This is a genomic window from Enterococcus casseliflavus NBRC 100478, from assembly GCF_001544095.1.
Classification (GTDB): domain Bacteria; phylum Bacillota; class Bacilli; order Lactobacillales; family Enterococcaceae; genus Enterococcus_D; species Enterococcus_D casseliflavus.
On sequence record NZ_BCPT01000014.1, the window covers coordinates 1 to 17,049 of the forward strand.

24 protein-coding genes are annotated in these 17,049 nt (G+C 39.9%); 2 read left to right on the forward strand and 22 right to left on the reverse strand.

Features of this window, described 5'->3' with window-relative positions; translation table 11 throughout:
• Positions 1-28 precede the first annotated feature (28 nt).
• From ECA1_RS12115 to ECA1_RS12195, 18 genes are all read right to left on the reverse strand, one after another.
• A complete protein-coding gene (locus tag ECA1_RS12115) occupies positions 29-2,407 on the reverse strand; it encodes a phage tail tape measure protein (protein ID WP_060792592.1) in 2,379 nt (792 codons plus the stop codon).
• Between the two features lie 8 nt (positions 2,408-2,415).
• Positions 2,416-2,763, reverse strand: a complete 348-nt coding sequence (locus tag ECA1_RS12120; protein WP_060792593.1) for a hypothetical protein — start codon at positions 2,761-2,763, stop codon at positions 2,416-2,418.
• Positions 2,764-2,777: 14 nt separating this feature from the next.
• Positions 2,778-3,143, reverse strand: a complete 366-nt coding sequence (locus ECA1_RS12125; protein WP_060792594.1) for a hypothetical protein — start codon at positions 3,141-3,143, stop codon at positions 2,778-2,780.
• A gap of 126 nt (positions 3,144-3,269) precedes the next feature.
• Positions 3,270-3,899, reverse strand: coding sequence for a hypothetical protein (locus ECA1_RS12130; protein ID WP_060792595.1), 630 nt, complete (start codon positions 3,897-3,899; stop codon positions 3,270-3,272).
• Complete coding sequence (locus tag ECA1_RS12135) at positions 3,896-4,180, reverse strand: hypothetical protein (RefSeq protein WP_029487050.1); 285 nt, start codon at positions 4,178-4,180, stop codon at positions 3,896-3,898. The genes ECA1_RS12130 and ECA1_RS12135 overlap by 4 nt, the downstream gene beginning before the upstream one ends.
• Entirely contained in the window at positions 4,164-4,436 is a 273-nt protein-coding gene (locus tag ECA1_RS12140) for a hypothetical protein (RefSeq protein WP_029487051.1), read from the reverse strand. Before ECA1_RS12140 ends, ECA1_RS12135 begins: the two co-directional genes overlap by 17 nt.
• Before the next feature lie 22 nt (positions 4,437-4,458).
• A complete protein-coding gene (locus ECA1_RS12145) occupies positions 4,459-5,058 on the reverse strand; it encodes a hypothetical protein (protein ID WP_060792596.1) in 600 nt (199 codons plus the stop codon).
• Positions 5,058-5,516, reverse strand: coding sequence for a hypothetical protein (locus ECA1_RS12150; protein ID WP_060792597.1), 459 nt, complete (start codon positions 5,514-5,516; stop codon positions 5,058-5,060). Before ECA1_RS12150 ends, ECA1_RS12145 begins: the two co-directional genes overlap by 1 nt.
• Positions 5,517-5,807: 291 nt before the next feature.
• Positions 5,808-5,948 carry a hypothetical protein gene (locus tag ECA1_RS17640; RefSeq protein ID WP_169793693.1) on the reverse strand — a complete coding sequence of 47 codons (141 nt, stop codon included), beginning with the start codon at positions 5,946-5,948 and terminating at the stop codon, positions 5,808-5,810.
• Between the two features lie 12 nt (positions 5,949-5,960).
• Positions 5,961-6,290, reverse strand: coding sequence for a hypothetical protein (locus tag ECA1_RS12155; protein ID WP_010750024.1), 330 nt, complete (start codon positions 6,288-6,290; stop codon positions 5,961-5,963).
• A gap of 21 nt (positions 6,291-6,311) precedes the next feature.
• Complete coding sequence (locus tag ECA1_RS12160) at positions 6,312-6,581, reverse strand: hypothetical protein (RefSeq protein WP_225001454.1); 270 nt, start codon at positions 6,579-6,581, stop codon at positions 6,312-6,314.
• A 255-nt stretch (positions 6,582-6,836) separates the two neighbouring features.
• Positions 6,837-8,270, reverse strand: coding sequence for a DNA primase family protein (locus tag ECA1_RS12165; RefSeq protein WP_060792598.1), 1,434 nt, complete (start codon positions 8,268-8,270; stop codon positions 6,837-6,839).
• Positions 8,267-9,166, reverse strand: a complete 900-nt coding sequence (locus ECA1_RS12170) for a primase alpha helix C-terminal domain-containing protein (protein WP_060792599.1) — start codon at positions 9,164-9,166, stop codon at positions 8,267-8,269. The genes ECA1_RS12165 and ECA1_RS12170 overlap by 4 nt, the downstream gene beginning before the upstream one ends.
• An 11-nt stretch (positions 9,167-9,177) precedes the next feature.
• A complete protein-coding gene (locus ECA1_RS12175) occupies positions 9,178-9,405 on the reverse strand; it encodes a hypothetical protein (protein ID WP_060792600.1) in 228 nt (75 codons plus the stop codon).
• Positions 9,398-9,637 (reverse strand): hypothetical protein, encoded by a 240-nt coding sequence (locus ECA1_RS12180; protein ID WP_060792601.1) that lies wholly within the window; start codon positions 9,635-9,637, stop codon positions 9,398-9,400. Before ECA1_RS12180 ends, ECA1_RS12175 begins: the two co-directional genes overlap by 8 nt.
• A 139-nt stretch (positions 9,638-9,776) precedes the next feature.
• Positions 9,777-10,022 (reverse strand): hypothetical protein, encoded by a 246-nt coding sequence (locus ECA1_RS12185; RefSeq protein WP_010776730.1) that lies wholly within the window; start codon positions 10,020-10,022, stop codon positions 9,777-9,779.
• A 76-nt stretch (positions 10,023-10,098) separates the two neighbouring features.
• Complete coding sequence (locus ECA1_RS12190; RefSeq protein ID WP_060792602.1) at positions 10,099-10,371, reverse strand: hypothetical protein; 273 nt, start codon at positions 10,369-10,371, stop codon at positions 10,099-10,101.
• Positions 10,372-10,399: 28 nt separating this feature from the next.
• Complete coding sequence (locus ECA1_RS12195; protein ID WP_060792603.1) at positions 10,400-10,600, reverse strand: helix-turn-helix domain-containing protein; 201 nt, start codon at positions 10,598-10,600, stop codon at positions 10,400-10,402.
• A gap of 141 nt (positions 10,601-10,741) precedes the next feature.
• Between ECA1_RS12195 and ECA1_RS12200 the strand changes: the two genes are divergently transcribed.
• Together ECA1_RS12200 and ECA1_RS12205 are read left to right on the forward strand one after the other, a co-directional pair.
• On the forward strand, positions 10,742-11,275 hold the full coding sequence (locus ECA1_RS12200) for a helix-turn-helix domain-containing protein (RefSeq protein ID WP_060792604.1): 534 nt from the start codon (positions 10,742-10,744) through the stop codon (positions 11,273-11,275).
• A 41-nt stretch (positions 11,276-11,316) separates the two neighbouring features.
• Complete coding sequence (locus ECA1_RS12205; RefSeq protein ID WP_060792605.1) at positions 11,317-12,468, forward strand: tyrosine-type recombinase/integrase; 1,152 nt, start codon at positions 11,317-11,319, stop codon at positions 12,466-12,468.
• 96 nt (positions 12,469-12,564) lie between these two features.
• On the opposite strand, the gene sufB is transcribed toward ECA1_RS12205, so the two are convergent.
• Genes sufB through sufD form a run of 4 tightly spaced genes read right to left on the reverse strand, consistent with a single transcriptional unit; the run spans position 12,565 to position 17,039 of the window.
• Positions 12,565-13,956 (reverse strand): Fe-S cluster assembly protein SufB, encoded by a 1,392-nt coding sequence (gene sufB / locus ECA1_RS12210; RefSeq protein WP_005232103.1) that lies wholly within the window; start codon positions 13,954-13,956, stop codon positions 12,565-12,567.
• A gap of 29 nt (positions 13,957-13,985) precedes the next feature.
• A complete protein-coding gene (gene sufU, locus ECA1_RS12215) occupies positions 13,986-14,480 on the reverse strand; it encodes a Fe-S cluster assembly sulfur transfer protein SufU (RefSeq protein WP_005232105.1) in 495 nt (164 codons plus the stop codon).
• Positions 14,458-15,702: a cysteine desulfurase gene (locus ECA1_RS12220; RefSeq protein WP_015508911.1), complete on the reverse strand. Its 1,245-nt coding sequence runs from the start codon at positions 15,700-15,702 to the stop codon at positions 14,458-14,460. Before ECA1_RS12220 ends, sufU begins: the two co-directional genes overlap by 23 nt.
• A complete protein-coding gene (sufD, locus tag ECA1_RS12225) occupies positions 15,699-17,039 on the reverse strand; it encodes a Fe-S cluster assembly protein SufD (protein ID WP_015508910.1) in 1,341 nt (446 codons plus the stop codon). Before sufD ends, ECA1_RS12220 begins: the two co-directional genes overlap by 4 nt.
• Between the last annotated feature and the right edge of the window lie 10 nt (positions 17,040-17,049).

Consider the following 17,049-nt stretch of genomic DNA (forward strand, 5'->3'; position numbering starts at 1 on the left):
ACAAGCCGATAAACTAGGTGCCTTTTATTTATCCTCCTATTCCGCCAAGCGCTTGTTTGCTTGCACGGTAAAATTTACGGTTCATTTTGTTTAATTCGCTTGGGTTATTCGCATCGACATTGCCAATGTGGATATGCTGTTCCATTTTGGAAGGCTGTACTTTGCCGCCAATGCCTTTGCGTTTTTCTTCGTCTGATAAAGGAGTAACAGTTGTCTTGCCGTTTTTATTCGTAAGCAATTCTGGTCCAGCTTCACCAACGATCGCTTGTCCATTTAATACATGACCGCCATCTGCCAAATAAGGCAAAGTGGAAATGCTAAAGCTTTTGCCGCCAACACCAGGTACCCATTTAGGAATCTTGATATTATTCAAACCACCTAAAAATCCATTAATTAAGCCGATCATTCCGTTAATTGGAGCTTTCGCCATAGCAGCGATTCCATCTAATATACCACCGAAAATATTTGCAACACCTTTCCAAGCTAGTTCCCAATCACCAGTAAATGCACCAGTTATAAAATCTATAAAGCCGATAAAAATTTTCTTGCCGGCATCAAAGAAGTTCTGGAAATTTTGTATGATGCCACCAAACACATTACCAAAATATCCTCCAAGAAAATTGAATATCTCTACTGCGACATCCGATATACCTTGAAAGAATGCATTTACACCGTTCCTAAACCATTCTACTTTGTTGTATGCCATCACTAACCCAGCAATCAGTAACACAATACCAGCAACAACCAATGTAAAAGCTCCGCCAGAAAGGCTCAACATTTCAGCACCTTTCATCCATACGCCAAAGAATCCACTAGCCGCTGAAGCTATTTTCGTGATAGAACCAGCGATAGTTCCAAAGGCAATCAATGTAGGCCCGACAACTGCAGCTATACCCGCTATGGTCATAATAGTTTTCTTTGTGTCTTCATCTAAACCTCTAAACCATTGCGCGGCTTCTTTGACTGCATCTGCCACCCTACTGATCGTTGGTGCCAGCTCCTCACCGACATCTTTAGCCGCCATCATCAACTCATTCATGGCTGATTGATACGTGACAGATTCTTCCACACCGTCAGACATTTCTTTTGCTGCACCGTTTGCGTTTTCGTAAGCTTCCTTGTTAGCTTCAAGCGCTCCATTAGCTTGACCCATTGCCTCTACAACTTTTATACCAGCGTCTTCACCTTGAGAGCCAAATAGTGCAGCGATCGCTGTAGCTTTTTCTTGGTCGCTGTTTAGATTACTGATTTCGCCAGCGAGTAGCTGAAAAGCATCCTTGGAAGAAAGGTTTCCATCTTGGATCTGTTTGTACAGATTAACAAAATTACCTCCAAGACTTTCAACCGCCGTCTGTACATCTCCACCAACTAGTCGATTTCCAAACTCTTTTACTAGGTCATTCACCTTATCAAGGTTGTATGCACCCGAATCTAGTCCTGTTTCCAAGATTGCGAACATATCTTCTGCTGAATACCCCGCATCTTTGAAGTTAGTCGCATACTCGGCCAGATTATCTCCTAGTTCATCAGTCTTATCCAAACCATTCTGTCCAGCTTTTGCAATTAAATCAATTGCTTCTTCGCTTGATAACCCAAATTGCTCCATTAAACCATTTACACCACGCATAGTTTCAGTCATATCGGAATCTAGCGTTGTTTGAATAGCTAAAAACTTCTTGGTCATATCAGTGATAGTCTCAGCACTCGCATTGCGCAAATCAGGAAATTGGTTTGCCAATTCCATTACAGCTGTTTTTGATTCGTCAATGCTTGTAACCATTCCAGAAGTAAAAACATCTTCAATCGATTGATTCAAGCTTTCCGCTTCCTTCTTTGTTAGACCAAAAGCCGCTTGTACTTGGGATTGTGCGGTAGATAGATCGCTATACATTTTTGCGCCAGCCGTTGCGATACCTACAACTGGTGCAGTAAATGCAACGCTCAATCCTTTGCCGGCGGTTTTTATTTTCTCGCCAGCTTTTTCAATTTTTTCTAGTTTCTCGGCAGTCGTTAATGCCTTATCTCCTTGCGCATCCAATGCATCATTAGTGCTTTCAAGAGCTTTTCGAAGATTATTTTCGCTAGTTTCAGACTTTAGTAACATCTCGTAAAGCTTACGTGTTTTTTCGGAGTTTTCGCCAGTTTCTTTAGCTGATTTAGCATACTCTTCACGCAAAGCTTCAGTTTTGGCAGCTGCTATATCTAATTGCTTTTCAAGTTTTTGTTTAGCCGCTGCTAATTTTTCAGATGCACTTGCATTTTTGTCCATTGCAGACACCTGGTTTTGATATTCTAGCTTCGCCAATTTCATATCATTATTGATCTCTTTGATCGTCTTAGAATAAGCAACTTCACCATTCATCCTAAAATTGAGGACTACATCAGACTCTTTTGTGTTTTTCGCCATGCTTTATTTCACCCCTTACTTCTAATCGCAATAAATTCGTCTTGTTTTACCTTCATTTCTTGTACTAATTCACGATACTTTGCGCTGTCCATATCATTATTTTTTTGGCGTCCACTAATTAAAAACTTGCAAATCTCCAACCTTTTAGAAAGCAACGAACAATAAGCTTTTATATATTCTCGGTTAGAGCTGTTTCTCTTCTGAATCAGCCTTAATTCTCGCTCGATCGCTTTTAACTTTCGAAGTAATTCTTTGTAATTTAAAATTGAATCAAGAGAGTTTCCCAAGTCTGTTTTTAATGTGTGTTGATACCAAATGTTATCTGCCTTATCCCGCAAAAATTCTAATCTATCCATTTTTTATCCCCCGATCATTCTCTTTTTGATAGAAAGTTCATAAATTCATCCATATCAGGATCGCCTTGTCTTCCACGGTCATTTTCAATTACCAATCTAAGCAATTCTTTAACTGCGGCAGTATATCTATTGATCATCGTGTTATATGTCTTGACTGAAGCCGATTCTTTGTAAAATTCTTGGCTTCCATTCTTGAAAAGTTCAATAGACCCATTTTTATTGATGTCTTCTTCGAGTTCTGACAAAGTAACATTCATAAATGAAACTCGCTCAATCAAACCTTTAACTACTTCAGCGCTACTACTGGGTACTCCGTCCATCAATGTTGTTAGTCTTTCTTTCTCAGCCGCTATTCGTGCTTCTTTTGCTTTCTTTTTCAATGTTTGCCCCCCTCCCGTGTGTGGTCCTGTGTGTTTTTCGGAGTTCCATCCCCGATTCCTATCCGATTTTATTTTTTATAAAAATAACGGGGGGATAAATCAATCCCACACCGTTAATCATTTGATTTAATTTTTAATTTCAAATTTATTATTTGGCATGCCATTCAGTCTAATGATTTCATCTAAGTAGTTACTCACTAATCGTTTAACATCATGGAAATAAGAACCCAACCTTGAGGTATAACCCCATCCTCCTTTGTAGTATTCTCGTTGGACATTATCCAATATGTTTTTGTTCTTAATGCCCAACACATCTATAAGTTGTTTCATTGAGCTGTTATGCGATTTGATTAACTGATCATTTAATTGGAACAGTCTAGTAGTTTCTGTTCCCAGTAAAGCAGTTACTTCAGCGAATCCTTTGTTGTCAAATAGTTCTTTTGCTTCAGACAATAAAGCAGCTTCTTTTCGGTTGGTTTCATTTCTCAACTGATTGATATAATTAAGATAGATACTATTGGTGATCTCTGCACGTTCTTGGTACGCCTCGGCAATCACCTTCTCAAGATCTTCAATATCCTTATTCGCTTCTTTGTTAGCCTTGAATGTTTCTAGACTATACTTACCTTTTGCTAAAGCTTTCTTGTCTCTCTTTTCAACCAGACTATCTAGCTCTTTCTCCAACTCATTGATATTGATATCGATCTCTTTTAATTCTTTTACCTCTGGTGTGGTTACTGTGTACTCTGCTGTCATGCTTGATTCGCTCCTTTGATTTTTTCTTTGAGTTTACTTACTACTGTTTTCTTAGGTTCTTTGATCTGTGTTACTCGTTCTTTCTTATATTGAGCCAACAACTCTCTGCGGCGCTCAATGGCAATTTCATTTGTACTGTCTTCCTCGATCAGCTTATTTAATTCAACCAGCGATAGCTTTTTAATAGCATCTGGATTTCCTTCCAGCTCTTGCTTCATTTGTTGTTCTTCCAGGTATTTCTCCCATTCTCTATAGCTAAAGAAATCATCTTCTGTTTTCATTTGCCAACTCCTCTACTTTCTTACGAGTATCAGGATCTAACCCATTTGTGTTCTTTGCTACCAAGGTGAGCATTGCTTTGCGTTTAAACTCAGCGGTACAAATGCCTTTAAGCAAAACCAACTTCTTCTTATCAGTTAACACTCCATCCCGATCCTCATTTAGAGCATTCTCCACTTGTTCAGGACTTAGCCCTGTGACTTCGCACAAATGCTTCTGTTTGATTTTGCGTGTCTTCATAATCTCTACAATAGTCATTTACACTTTCCTTTCTGCTTAATCAGTCAAACCATATATCAATAAACTTTATATACTCGTCTCGAGGTTCCATTTTCTTTAATCGAAGGTACATCTTTAGCTGGCGACCCTGTATAGAGTCCTGTTTGAATCTTTTCGCTTTGGACCTATCTTGCGTGAAGATATAAGAATCTGGATCCGCGCGCTTTCCCTCGATAATTTGATAATCTTTCAAATAAATAGTCCCAACGCCTAAAATGTATTCCTCTAGTTCGTCAGCATCAATCTCGATAAACTCTTTTCTCAATCTATTAATAATAGTCTGTAATTTCGCCTCTGACTTGCTCCTGATTTTTCGATATTCAAGAACAGATATTCCTCTTCGGTCAGCCAATACCTTATCTGTTATAGGTATATAAGTTCGATAACCGTTATGCATATAACTAAAGTTGGCACCTTGTTCAGTTTCGTAATACTTCTCAGAAAGAATTAAAACATCTTCTTTTGGCAGCTCTTTTAAAGCAGTAAATAGTAGACGAGCATATCCTGCTGTATTCCCCTCTTTTAAATGATTTCTATTTACCACAAAAGCCTTCCATTGAGTGAGTATCCATTTTGGGCGAATGTCATAATCATAAACCACTATCCAAACACCTCCGCCATTAGTGCAATATTCGAAAACAAATCGTCTGTTAGTTCAACCTTTTCTTGCGGAACTTCCCATTCATATCTGAACGCCGCAGCTGTTTCTATCTCGAATATTTCATCGAGTGCTTTCTGTTTCAAAGATGGGCTTTCAACCCCTTTTAAAAGGCTCTCACGTTCAGTTATATGCAATTCATTTAAGAAGTGCATAAAATGTTTGTGCCTAAACTTCCAACGCTCTATCCGCTTGTCAATGAGCATACACGCTTCAACGTTATCTGCTACTAAATAATCAATCTTGGGAGCTTTTGCATGGATAGCAATTTCATCATAGGCAATTCCTGTGCATAGGCTTTGGCAATAAAGTTCTTGCCTGATTAATCGTTTTTCTTCTTCCAGCTTTCTGATATAAGCCTCTATGTTCAAATAGCGGTTTAAATTGTATTCACTATCCATGCTTCCCTCCTAAAAAACAGTATTCTATTATGTTGCGGCTTTGATCGTTGGTCTAGCTTGGGATTGTCATCATCTAGGACGGCTTTTTCAGCAACCGCAGTATACAGTTTTCAAAGGACAACTAATAATAAAAAACGGACACGAGACGTCTGCCATATTACTGGCTTTTTTCGTCTCATATCCGTTGGTTCTTCCTAATCAGATATTATTATTAAGTTGTCTTTATTATACCATATTTGAGCGATAAAATCTTTATAAAACGTTGATATATCAGCTTTTAACACACTTTTTTCAATCTAATTTATTTGTTGTTTTCGTCTCATATCTGACTACTTGACCATCTTTTACGATCAGTATAATTTCCCCATATTTAGGCAGCTCTACACCCACTGTTTTTGTTTGTTTATCAATATATACTTTATCCATACTCATTGTTCATTCTCCTTATTCTGCAATTTTTAATGACTCTTGCCAGTTATTTAGATCTGCTTGTTCAATATTCGTGATTGTTTGTTCCATACTCTTAAATTGGTTTCTAAACGCTTTAAGACCAATAGTCCGTTCATCTTCATTAGTAGCAATGAACATGCCGCCTTCATATCCTCTGACAGAAACAATAGGCACTCCTTTGGCTCGCAGCATTTGAATAACTGCTTTTACGTCTCGTTCGTCCAGATCAATAATAGAGCATATATCAGGTACTTTAATTTTCCTTTCAAACCCTCTTGGGATTAATTCAAGTACCGATTGTTCAATAATCGTAAGTTCTTCCATTACATGCCTCCGCTCATTTTTTTAATTTTCTTCAAACATTGGATAGTCATTTGGGTAGAGATTATGACTTTTAAAATCCAAATCATTTCTTGTAGCTAACTTGATAATGTAACCAGTTTTTTTAAACGGTGAGTGTGGGTTAATGCAATGCGCCACCCTCATTCCATCTTTCTTTCCGTGAAAATGCCATTTCGAACAATACGGACACCAAACTGCATATTGTGATCCTGTATCATAAGCGATTAAAATTGGGTATTTTCTTTCATTTTTATTGGTTTTCAGTGTTTTCACTCCCGCCTTCTTCAGTTGCACTCTCGATTGCAACAGTGTACCCTCAATAGAAATTATGTTTCTACGGCCACATTGGACACCTGTTCTGAAATGCTTTTATATCAGCGTTTAAATGTAACATTATTAATTTTTTTTCGTTTTTACGCTGGACACCTACTTGGACACCCCTTCAACCTGTCCAACATGGTGTCCAAGTGTTTTTCGTTCAAACTTCATTTGTTGTGTTTAAAAATGCTGATATAGCAACGTTTATAGTTATATGTCCAAACTGGCCAACGCTTCTAAGCTTTCCGTCGGGGTATACTCATTTCTTAAATGTAAATGTCTGTATCTCCATAATCGTGTACCTCTAACACTTTGCTTGACTTTTACAATCCCCATTTTCTCGAGTTGTTTGCTAAACTTAGGTTGTGACAATTCACGTAAACTTTCTTGGTAACAGAATTTTTGATATTCTTCGTAAATTGTTTTAGAAGAATCACCTTCACTGGATTCCATATCAATGCTGCATTTTTCTTCAATGAACCTCATAATATGGTTGGATTCTTTCAACCATTTATCTTTTGCTTGATTCATCTTGTCTGATACAGTCAGTTCTTTGCGGTCTAGCGCTTCTTTAAACATCCTTATGCAATAGGTGGCGAATAGTGGGATCTCTTTCTCAATGGCCTTCAAATCGTGCTTAGTTTTAAAGCTTTCGTCTATCACGCAATCAAAAGGAACTACATATAAGCGCCTCTCAAAACCGTGTGTGAAGTCATTGAACGCTGGCAACTCATTGGCTGAAAATATCAACTTCGCAAAATTCACAAACATAAAGTGATCTTTTCCTTTAAACTCAGCAGATAAACGATCCCCACCAGTGAGGGCTTTGAGTAGCCCTGTTGACTTGAGAAACTCGGAATCAACATCCGCAAATAGATTAGCTTCTTTCTGAAATAGGTTGGCACCAGCAAAACGATTCTGTTTATTCCCTAATTCTTGAAGCGTCATATTGCTGGTATTGTCCTTACCGATGACTTTTGTTAGAAAATCTAAGAAAGTGGATTTACCATTCTCGCCACTCCCTTGCAAAATCGTTATGGTTTGAAAAGGTGCATAACTTCGATAGAAACAGTATCCTATGATTTCCATTAAATGCTTTGCGCTTTTTTCATCACCGGTCAAATCTCGCAGCCATTCGATTGCCTTCTCTGGCTTCAAATTTGATTTCGGATCTACAACATAATCATGGCTTTGAAGAATATAGTCTTTAGTATCGTGCGGTTTCAATTCTCCAGTTTTAATGTTGTAAGTTCCGTTTTTAAAATTGGCCAGATACGGCTTGCTATTGTTAAAAGGATTTTCTTTCATAGTCGGGTCAAAAATCTTAATCATGATGAACTTTTTTGTTTCGCCTAGTTTTTGCTGGCTCCACTTATTGAAAGATTCCAATTTGTCAGTGATATAACCGTCTAAAAAGTCGCTTAAACTATCAATTCGCCATGATCCTGTTTTTTTATCAAACCTCGCACCGTAGAGCAAGCCATTTGTTCGGATCATTGGTATCTCGTTCATAATTTCATAACCTAACTTAGAAGCATTTACTTTAGTGTTTCCTTTTTCATCTGTGTAAATCCAAGAAGGCAGTTTCTTTTCTTCGCCAATCTTCTTTTTTTGTAATTCTTGTAACTCAATAATTTCACTCAATTGGCTCCCAACTCCTTCTTTGCTATCGAATAGAATGTTTCCTCCACTTCTTTATCTGACAACGGTTCTGTAAAATATTGATTGGCGACTTTAACTAATTCGAATACTGCCTTTACATCTACTGCTCTTGCCAACAACCCCCCTGTGATTTGTGCAATGCGATTGTTGCGATTTCCCTCTTCACATCCGCATACAATGCTTTCGAAAAGTTCAGTAGTTGTATTCCTATATCTTGACCCGCCTTTTTTGAAATTTGAAGATTTGAATGTTTTATAGGTGGAAACTCCATTTTTAGTATTATGATCTTTAGCCCAATTTCTAGCAGCTTCTACTCCTATATCCTTAGGGAACTTTTTTTCGCCACCATATATAATAATGTCATTCTTATCTATATATTGCGTAAACACAGGTAACAACTGAATTTGCGACCAAGTTAAATTTGAATGGTCCGAATTATTGATTAGTCCCTGCATAACTTTTTTTAAAAAAAATTCAATAAGTTGCTTATACTCTTCCTCTTCGGCATGATCGTCCAAAGGGACAACTAATCTATAACGCACGCCTTTAATTCCATGGCTGATACTTGGATACAGAATGTATTCGAATTTCGCCATTTTACTTTGAATAGATTCTATTAATTCTTCTCTTGAAACGATCACATCATCTAAATCCAAAATGAGACAGTCCCTGCTTTTCACGTTCTCGTTTTTCCTACTAAGTGAAACCATTTCTCCGCTTATAAAACCATCGGCTACAATCGTCTTGAGTTCTTTTTGTTTTTCGGCATCATCAGGAACTTCCACGCGTATAGGGTTATAATCCTTGAAGAATTGGAGAATATCTTTACCAATTGGCGGTTCCATGATCGCTGGCCTGACTTTTCCTATATAAATCATTTTTACTCCTCCTATACTGGATAAATTTCATCGGAGACAGCTTGTATTTGCCCTCGGATACTTTCTAAGGCCTCACCTATTTCGTCAAGCACTCCAGTTCCCAATTGTTTGTTTAAAGAAAATGTATCTTCAGTTACTCGTGAATATTCGATATTCTCGATAAGACGTTCGATGATTTTTAAGTCATTTACTCGTGCTGCAAGGTTCTTGGAACTGGATAGCAATTTCTTTTCATTCATGGTTAGATCCTCCTTGTTTCAATTTGATTGCGTAACCCTCGGTATCAGCTGCATGTCTTCCTGATAACTCTAAAATAGATACTAGCAATGCATTTGCCATGTTTAAATCTTCTGTAGTAATAGTTCCTTGCATCGACATTTGATTGTCAAAAAAAGCTTTAAACCCCTTCAAAGCAAAGTCAACATTAAATGCATCAGTAACTAAATTTTCAATTCCTAAAATATTTTCCATATTTAGTGCGCTCCATTCTCTAATTGTGATATACTAGAGAAAAGAAATAATAGGAAGTATCCTATCGTGTAGCCATTTGCTGATTCCGCCAAGAATCTATACAGCAAAGGCTTTTTCTTTTCTCCATCCATAGTTTTTTTTACTCCACTTCTTTTAAACTTGGAAACTGACTTTCTAGCCATGGGATCATGACCGCTAAATTTTTTCTTGCTTGTTCTTCGGTTAAATTAGCTATTTGATTTTGAAGAACAATTAGATCAGCGTAAAGTCGTGCATTCTCTTTTTCGGCTTCTTTACACTCTTTCAAAATACTTTCTGCTTCTTCTACAATTTCACGTACAGAAAAATTCTTGTACTTCTTAGGTATCCAAACTAATTTCAGCATTTCTATCCTCCTTTTAAAAATACTATTGCGGCTACCAGTTGACTAACTTACTTTCCACTTTGCCCCCAGCGGCTAATTAAATTTCAAATTGCGCCATCCACTCATCAACCTTTTTCCGATTACAACGCTTCGTTTGATTGATCACAGAAACTGGAAAATCCAATTCTTTGATAAACTTAGATAAATTGGATCGTGATACTTGTAGATAATCACAAGTCGTTTCCAAGTCCATCCATTCTTGGAAAATCCGTTTCTCAACTTCACGCTGCATTGTTTCCGCCCACACACGACTAGCAACTTCTGTTAATTGTTGCTCGATAGTCGGGCTTAAATCTACTTCTAACTTCATTAATACTCATCACCTCTCTCTAGTTTATTCATTTTGAATAAAAAGAACGCAAAATTTTTTCTTTTGGAACTGAAAATATTTCAGCCAACAAAATAATTTGATTGGATTTTAACTGTTGCTCTCCACTCTCGATTTTTCTATAACTGGATGGATACTTATATCCCAGTTTTAAAGAAACATCTAGCAGCGTGAGCTTGTTTTTTTCCCTAAGTTCTTTTAATGTACACATATATGTTCTCCTTTCTGTTATTCATATTGAATAACTTTGTGACTTTAGTATACTTATTTTAGAATGATAAGTCAACAAAAATTATTCATTTTGAATAAAATTTGTGCTATACTATCAACATATAGAAAGAAGGTGCTTTTTTTGGATTTTAAGGATAGGTTAAAATACCTAAGAGAACAACGTTCTTGGACGAAAACCGACACCGCAAAAAGAATCGGCGTGTCAACAGGAGCATATTCTAATTGGGAATATGGCAACCGTGAACCGAATCAAGAAATGATTAGAAGAATAGCGCAAGTCTTTTCAGTCTCAACAAATTATCTTTTGACTGGAGAAAGAACATTAAAAGACTTATCTGACAAAGAAAAATTGGAATTAGCTAAACAATTAAAGAAAACAGCTACTTCTCACCTTGAAGGGCGTGATCACTACGTTCAAGCGGTTATTGAATATTTTGATGATGATGCTTTTTCTGAAATGTCTGACGAGGAAATAATATTATTAGGAAGAATAATTACTTTCATGAACGAGACGAGTAAAGAATCCGTAAATTCTTTAGAATTTTTGATTCGACTAATCAACACGGCTATTAAAGAAGATAAACTAAACTCCGATTCGTTTAAGCGACAATATAAGCAAACTGCAGATAATCTTTTGAAAACCTTATTAGATTAACCTCCACCACTTTCCCCCAGCAGTACCAGGAGGGAATAATATTGGCAAAATTTGAACAATATAAAGATAAAAACAATAAAAGAAAATGGTTATTCAGTGGATATGTTGCTACTGACCCTATTACAGAAAAAAAGATTGTCACCACTCGTAAAGGTTTTGACACCAAAGCAGAAGCAAGGCTTGAGTTTGATAAATTGAAAGCAAGCATTCTAAAAGGCTCTAAAAAGAAACGTACAATCACATTCCAAGAGCTGTATGACAATTGGTTGGAACAACACCGCAAAAGTGTTAAATCTTCTACAGTAGCCACCAATAGACGGTTTATTGAAGGTCATGTATTGCCAAAATTCGGCAAGTTAAAACTAGACCAAATAACCGTTTCTTTTTGTCAAAAATGTGTGAACGAATGGCACGACAAATACAAGCAATATCACTATATAAGACGTGCTACTGCTCAGGTCATGAATTATGGCGTATCTATGGAATTAATGGAAAGTAACCCCATGAAAAAGACGATTCTTCCACGCAAAAAAGAAGAGGAAAAGAAACCTAACTTTTATAGTAAAGATGAATTACACGATTTTATGACATTTGTTAAAACACTTGATAACTATAAATATTATGCGTTCTTCCGTTTGCTTGCTATCACTGGCATGCGTAAATCAGAAGCGTTGGGGCTGTATATTAAACACTTGAACCTATTCAACAAGACACTAACAATCGGTAAAACGATAGCCATTGATGAATACGATCAGGTTGTTTTGCAGACCCCTAAAACAAAAAATTCATACCGCACCATCAGCTTAGATGATGAAACGATACGAATTTTACAAAAATGGTTCAGTATTCAAAAAGAAGATTATTTCAAACTTGGGTTTAATACTTCAAAGGCAAAACAACTCATGTTTAGCAATATGAGTAATGATTTATATTATCCGCAAGTGGTAAACGATTGGCTTGATTGGATCTATGATAAAGCAGACAAAGAAGGCTGCGCTTTAAAAAGAATAAGTCCTCATGGTTTCCGACATACTGCTTGTTCGCTTATGTTTGAAGCTGGCGCAACGATTAATGAGGTTCAGAAGCGCTTAGGTCATAAGGATGTAAAGACTACCATGAACATTTATAGCCACGTTACACCGCAACAAGCAGAAAACACCAGTCAGAAGTTAGCAAACTATTTAGGTTTCTGACAAATAGATAGTTTTTCGGATAGTATTTATGAGATTGAAGGCAAATAAAAAGCCAAGAACGCTATAATATCAACGTTCTTAGCCTATAGTTAGGTTCTAACCTACACTGCCTTCCATCTCATAACTAATCAACCGGTTCAATTCGACTGCGTATTCCATCGGTAATTCTTTGGTGAATGGTTCGACGAATCCCATGACGATCATTTCGGTTGCTTCGCTTTCGGAGAGGCCGCGGCTCATTAGGTAGTACAGTTGTTCTTCTGAGATTTTGGAGACTTTGGCTTCGTGTTCTAGGGACACCTGGCTGTTGTGGATCTCATTGAATGGGATGGTATCGGATTTCGATAGGTCATCCATGATGATAGTGTCACACTCGATATGGGAGATAGAGCCTGCGCTCTTCTTGCCGAAGGTGACTTGTCCACGATAGTTTACTGCACCGCCGTCTTTAGAAATTGATTTTGAGACGATGGAGCTGGAGGTATTTGGTGCGTTATGGATCATTTTTGCACCAGTATCTTGGATTTGGTTGGCACCTGCAAAGGCAATGGAAAGCATCGTGCCCCGTGCGCCTTTGCCATCAAGATACACACTTGGGTATTTCATGGTTGTTTTGGCACCTAGGTTGCCATCGATCCATTCAACGGTAGCACCTTCTAAGGCTTTGGCCCGTTTGGTTACTAGGTTGTAGACGTTGTCTGACCAGTTTTGAATGGTGGTGTAGCGGCAATAAGCGTCTTTTAGGGTAAAAATTTCAACGATGGCTGCGTGCAAACTATTGCTTGAATAGGTTGGGGCGGTACAGCCTTCGACGTAATGGACGCTGGCGCCTTCGTCAACGATGATCAATGTGCGTTCGAACTGACCGGTATTTTCGGCATTGATTCGGAAATAGGTTTGTAATGGCACATCGACACGAACGCCTTTTGGTACATAGATAAAGGTACCACCTGACCAAACGGCTGAGTTTAAAGCAGCAAGCTTGTTATCGGTTGGTGGGACTAATTTTGAGAAGTATTGTTTGAACAGCTCAGGGTATTCCTTCAAGGCTGAATCGGTATCGGTAAAGACGATGCCAAGTTTTTCAAACTCTTCTTTCATGTTGTGGTAAACGACTTCTGATTCGTATTGGGCAGAAGCGCCAGCCAGGTATGCCCGCTCGGCTTCTGGAATACCAATGCGCTCAAAGGTCTCTTTGATTTTTTCTGGTACGTCATCCCAATCACGGGCAGGACGATCACTTGGTTTTTGGTAATATTTGATGGCATCAAAATCGATGTCAGACAGGTCTGGGCCCCAGTTTTGCATGGGCATCTTGTTGAAGGCTTCAAGAGACTTCAAGCGGAACTCAAGCATCCATTCTGGCTCTTGCTTGACCCGTGAGATTTCACGGACGATGTCTTCGGTCAATCCTTCGCCGGTACTAAAAACAGGCTGCACGTCATCGTGGAAGCCAAATTTATATTCTTCTAATTCGGGTACACCCATGGTTCTCACTCCTTTTGTAGTGCGGTTGTCTATTCGCTGGTTTCTTCAGTGTCAGATTCATTGGCGTGGCTGTGACTGACAGATGCTTGTGTACTATCAGCAGCAATAGCTTTTTCTAATGCTTTCCAAGCTAAGGTCGCACACTTGATGCGTGCAGGAAACTTCGCCACACCTCCAAGCATGGAAGCATCGCCTAAGCGATCGCTTTGGGGAATGTCATTTCCTTGGACGAGCTCAGAAAACAAGCCTGATAGTTCACCAGCTTCTGCTAGTGTCTTACCGATAATCGCATCCCCCATCATGGATGCACTGGCGGTACTGATGGAACAGCCTTCGCCAGTAAACGCGATATCTTTGATGGTGTCTCCTTCGACAGCGAGCTCCAAGTGGATCACGTCGCCACAGGTAGGGTTATTCAATTCGACTTTATACGTTGAATCATCCAAGGTGCCCCGATGATGTGGGTGGCTGGAATGATCCAGAATGACTTGTCGATACAAATTATCTAATTTCGTTAGTGCCATGTTGGAAAAACTCCTTCGTCAGCTTGATGGCGTCAACCAGTCGATCGGCGTCCTCTCTTGTATTATACAGGTAAAAGCTGGCCCGTGCAGTCGCTGGGACTTGCAAATAGCTCAAGAGGGGTTGGGCACAATGATGACCTGCCCGTACCGCGATGCCTTCCATGTCTAAAGCGGTGGCAACATCATGAGGATGGATGCCTGCTAGATTAAACGCGATCACTCCCGTGCGTTTCGCTGCTTCTTGGGGGCCATAGATGGTCAAGCCTTCAATGGCTTGCAGTTTTGGCAAAACGTAAGCAGCTAAGTCTGCTTCATGGGCGTGGATGTTTTCTAAGCCGATTTCTGTTAAGTAATCCACCGCTGCACCTAAACCGATCGCACCGGCAATATTTGGTGTACCAGCTTCAAATTTCCACGGCAGTTCTTTCCACGTGCTTTCTTGCAGATGGACAAAATCGATCATTTCACCGCCAAATTCGACGGGCTCCATCTGATCCAGCCATTGCCGCTTGCCGTACAAGACACCAATGCCAGTTGGTCCGCACATTTTATGGCCAGAAAAGGCATAGAAATCACAATCCAGTGCTTGGACATCAACTGTCATATGTGGAACAGCCTGAGCACCATCCACCACCATGACGGCTTGGTGCTGATGCGCCAATTTGGTTAGCTCCGCAATCGGATTGATCACGCCTAAAACATTGGAAACGTGAGCGATCGAAACGATAGCGGTTTTTTCTGTGATCTGTTTCTTGGCATCTTCCATGTCCAAGGTGCCTTCTGGCGTCAGCTGGATATATTTCAAGGTAGCTTTTTTTCGGGCTGCTAATTGTTGCCAAGGGATGATATTGGAATGATGTTCCATATAGGAAATCACGATTTCATCGCCTTCATTGACAAAACGGTCGCCGTAGCTGCGGGAGACCCAATTTAAACCAGTGGTCGTCCCTCGAGTAAACAGCACTTCCGCCGTTTCATTCGCATGGATAAAGCTGCGCACTTTTTCCCGTGCGCCTTCATAGGAATGGGTCGCCCGTTCTGCGAGGGTATGGACCCCACGATGAACATTGGCATTGTCTTGATGGTAATAATCGGTGATCGCCTGCAGCACCGCCTCTGGCTTTTGCGTAGTGGCGGCATTGTCGAGGTAGATCAATGGTTCGTCATTTACGAGCTGATCCAAGATGGGAAACGCTTGTTTCACTTTTTGGGCATCGATCATGCGAGTAACTTCCCTTCGATAACGGCAACCAATTCTTGTTGCACTTCTTTGACTGGGATCGCGGTCAAGACGGAGCCTAAGAAGCCACGAATCACCAAACGTTCCGCTTCTGCTTTGCGCAGCCCACGACTCATCAAGTAGTACATTTCTTCTGGATCGACCCGTCCCACACTGGCTGCGTGTCCGGCGGTTACTTCGTGCTCATCGATCAAAAGGATTGGGTTGGCATCGCCCCGGGCTTGGTCAGAAAGCATCAAGACCCGACTTTCTTGTTGCGCGTCCGCCCCTTTTGCTCCTTTTAAAATGTGTCCGATACCGTTAAAGGTTAAGACGCCGCGTTCTCTAATGACGCCGTGTTGCAGGATATGGCCAATGGAATGCGGTGCTTTGTTGGTGACGCGAGTGTCGATTCCTTGTGTTTGACGCCCAGCACTGATTGCGACCGCTTTGACTTCCGAATGCGCGCCTTCGCCTACAAGATCAGAATCAAAGTCCGCCACGACGTCGCCGTCATTCATGACTCCAATTGCCCAATCTACCATCGCATCTCGCAACACGTAGCCGCGACGATTCATGTACGTAGTGATGTTGACACCTAACTGATCAATCGCAGAGAATTTGACCTTCGCACCTGCTTTGGCGATCACTTCCACTACGATATTGCCAGACAGTTTTTTCGCTTGGTCGCCTTTGGTTTGGAAACGTTCCAAGTAGCTGAACTCACTGTGCTCATCAGCAACGATCAAAATGTGTTTAAAGAAATGCGCTTGACTATTGCCATTGTGATAGAAAATCGCTTCAAGGGGTTCTTCGATCACCACGTTTTTTGGTACATACAAGAACATGCCGCTATTCATAAACGCCGCATGTGCTGCGGTCATTTTGTCTTCATCCATTGGTACTGCTTTGGTCATGTAGTATTGATTGACCAACTCTGGTACTTCTTTCATTGCTGTAAACAAGTCGGTGAAGATCACGCCTTTGTCAATCAGCTCTTGCGGTAATTGCTCAAAGATGGTGGTGTCATCAAACTGAACGAGAGTCGGATGGTTATCCATCGCGTCAAAGGCGGGAACCAAGCCAGCACCTGTCTCCTTAGATTCACTTGCAGGTAAGGTTGGATCGATGAAGCCTGCAAATTCTTTTTCACCAGCAAGTGCTTGTTCGTCGATATTGAACAATGGCCAACGCTCGTAACGCACCCGCTCGATTTTTGGAAACGCAAGTTCATCCACTTTCGCAAGGGCTGCTTGGCGTAATTCCAACATCCATTCAGGTTCTTCTTTTAACGCTGAAAAAACGTTGACTTGTTCAAGATAATCCTGTAATTTTGCCATTTACCTTGCC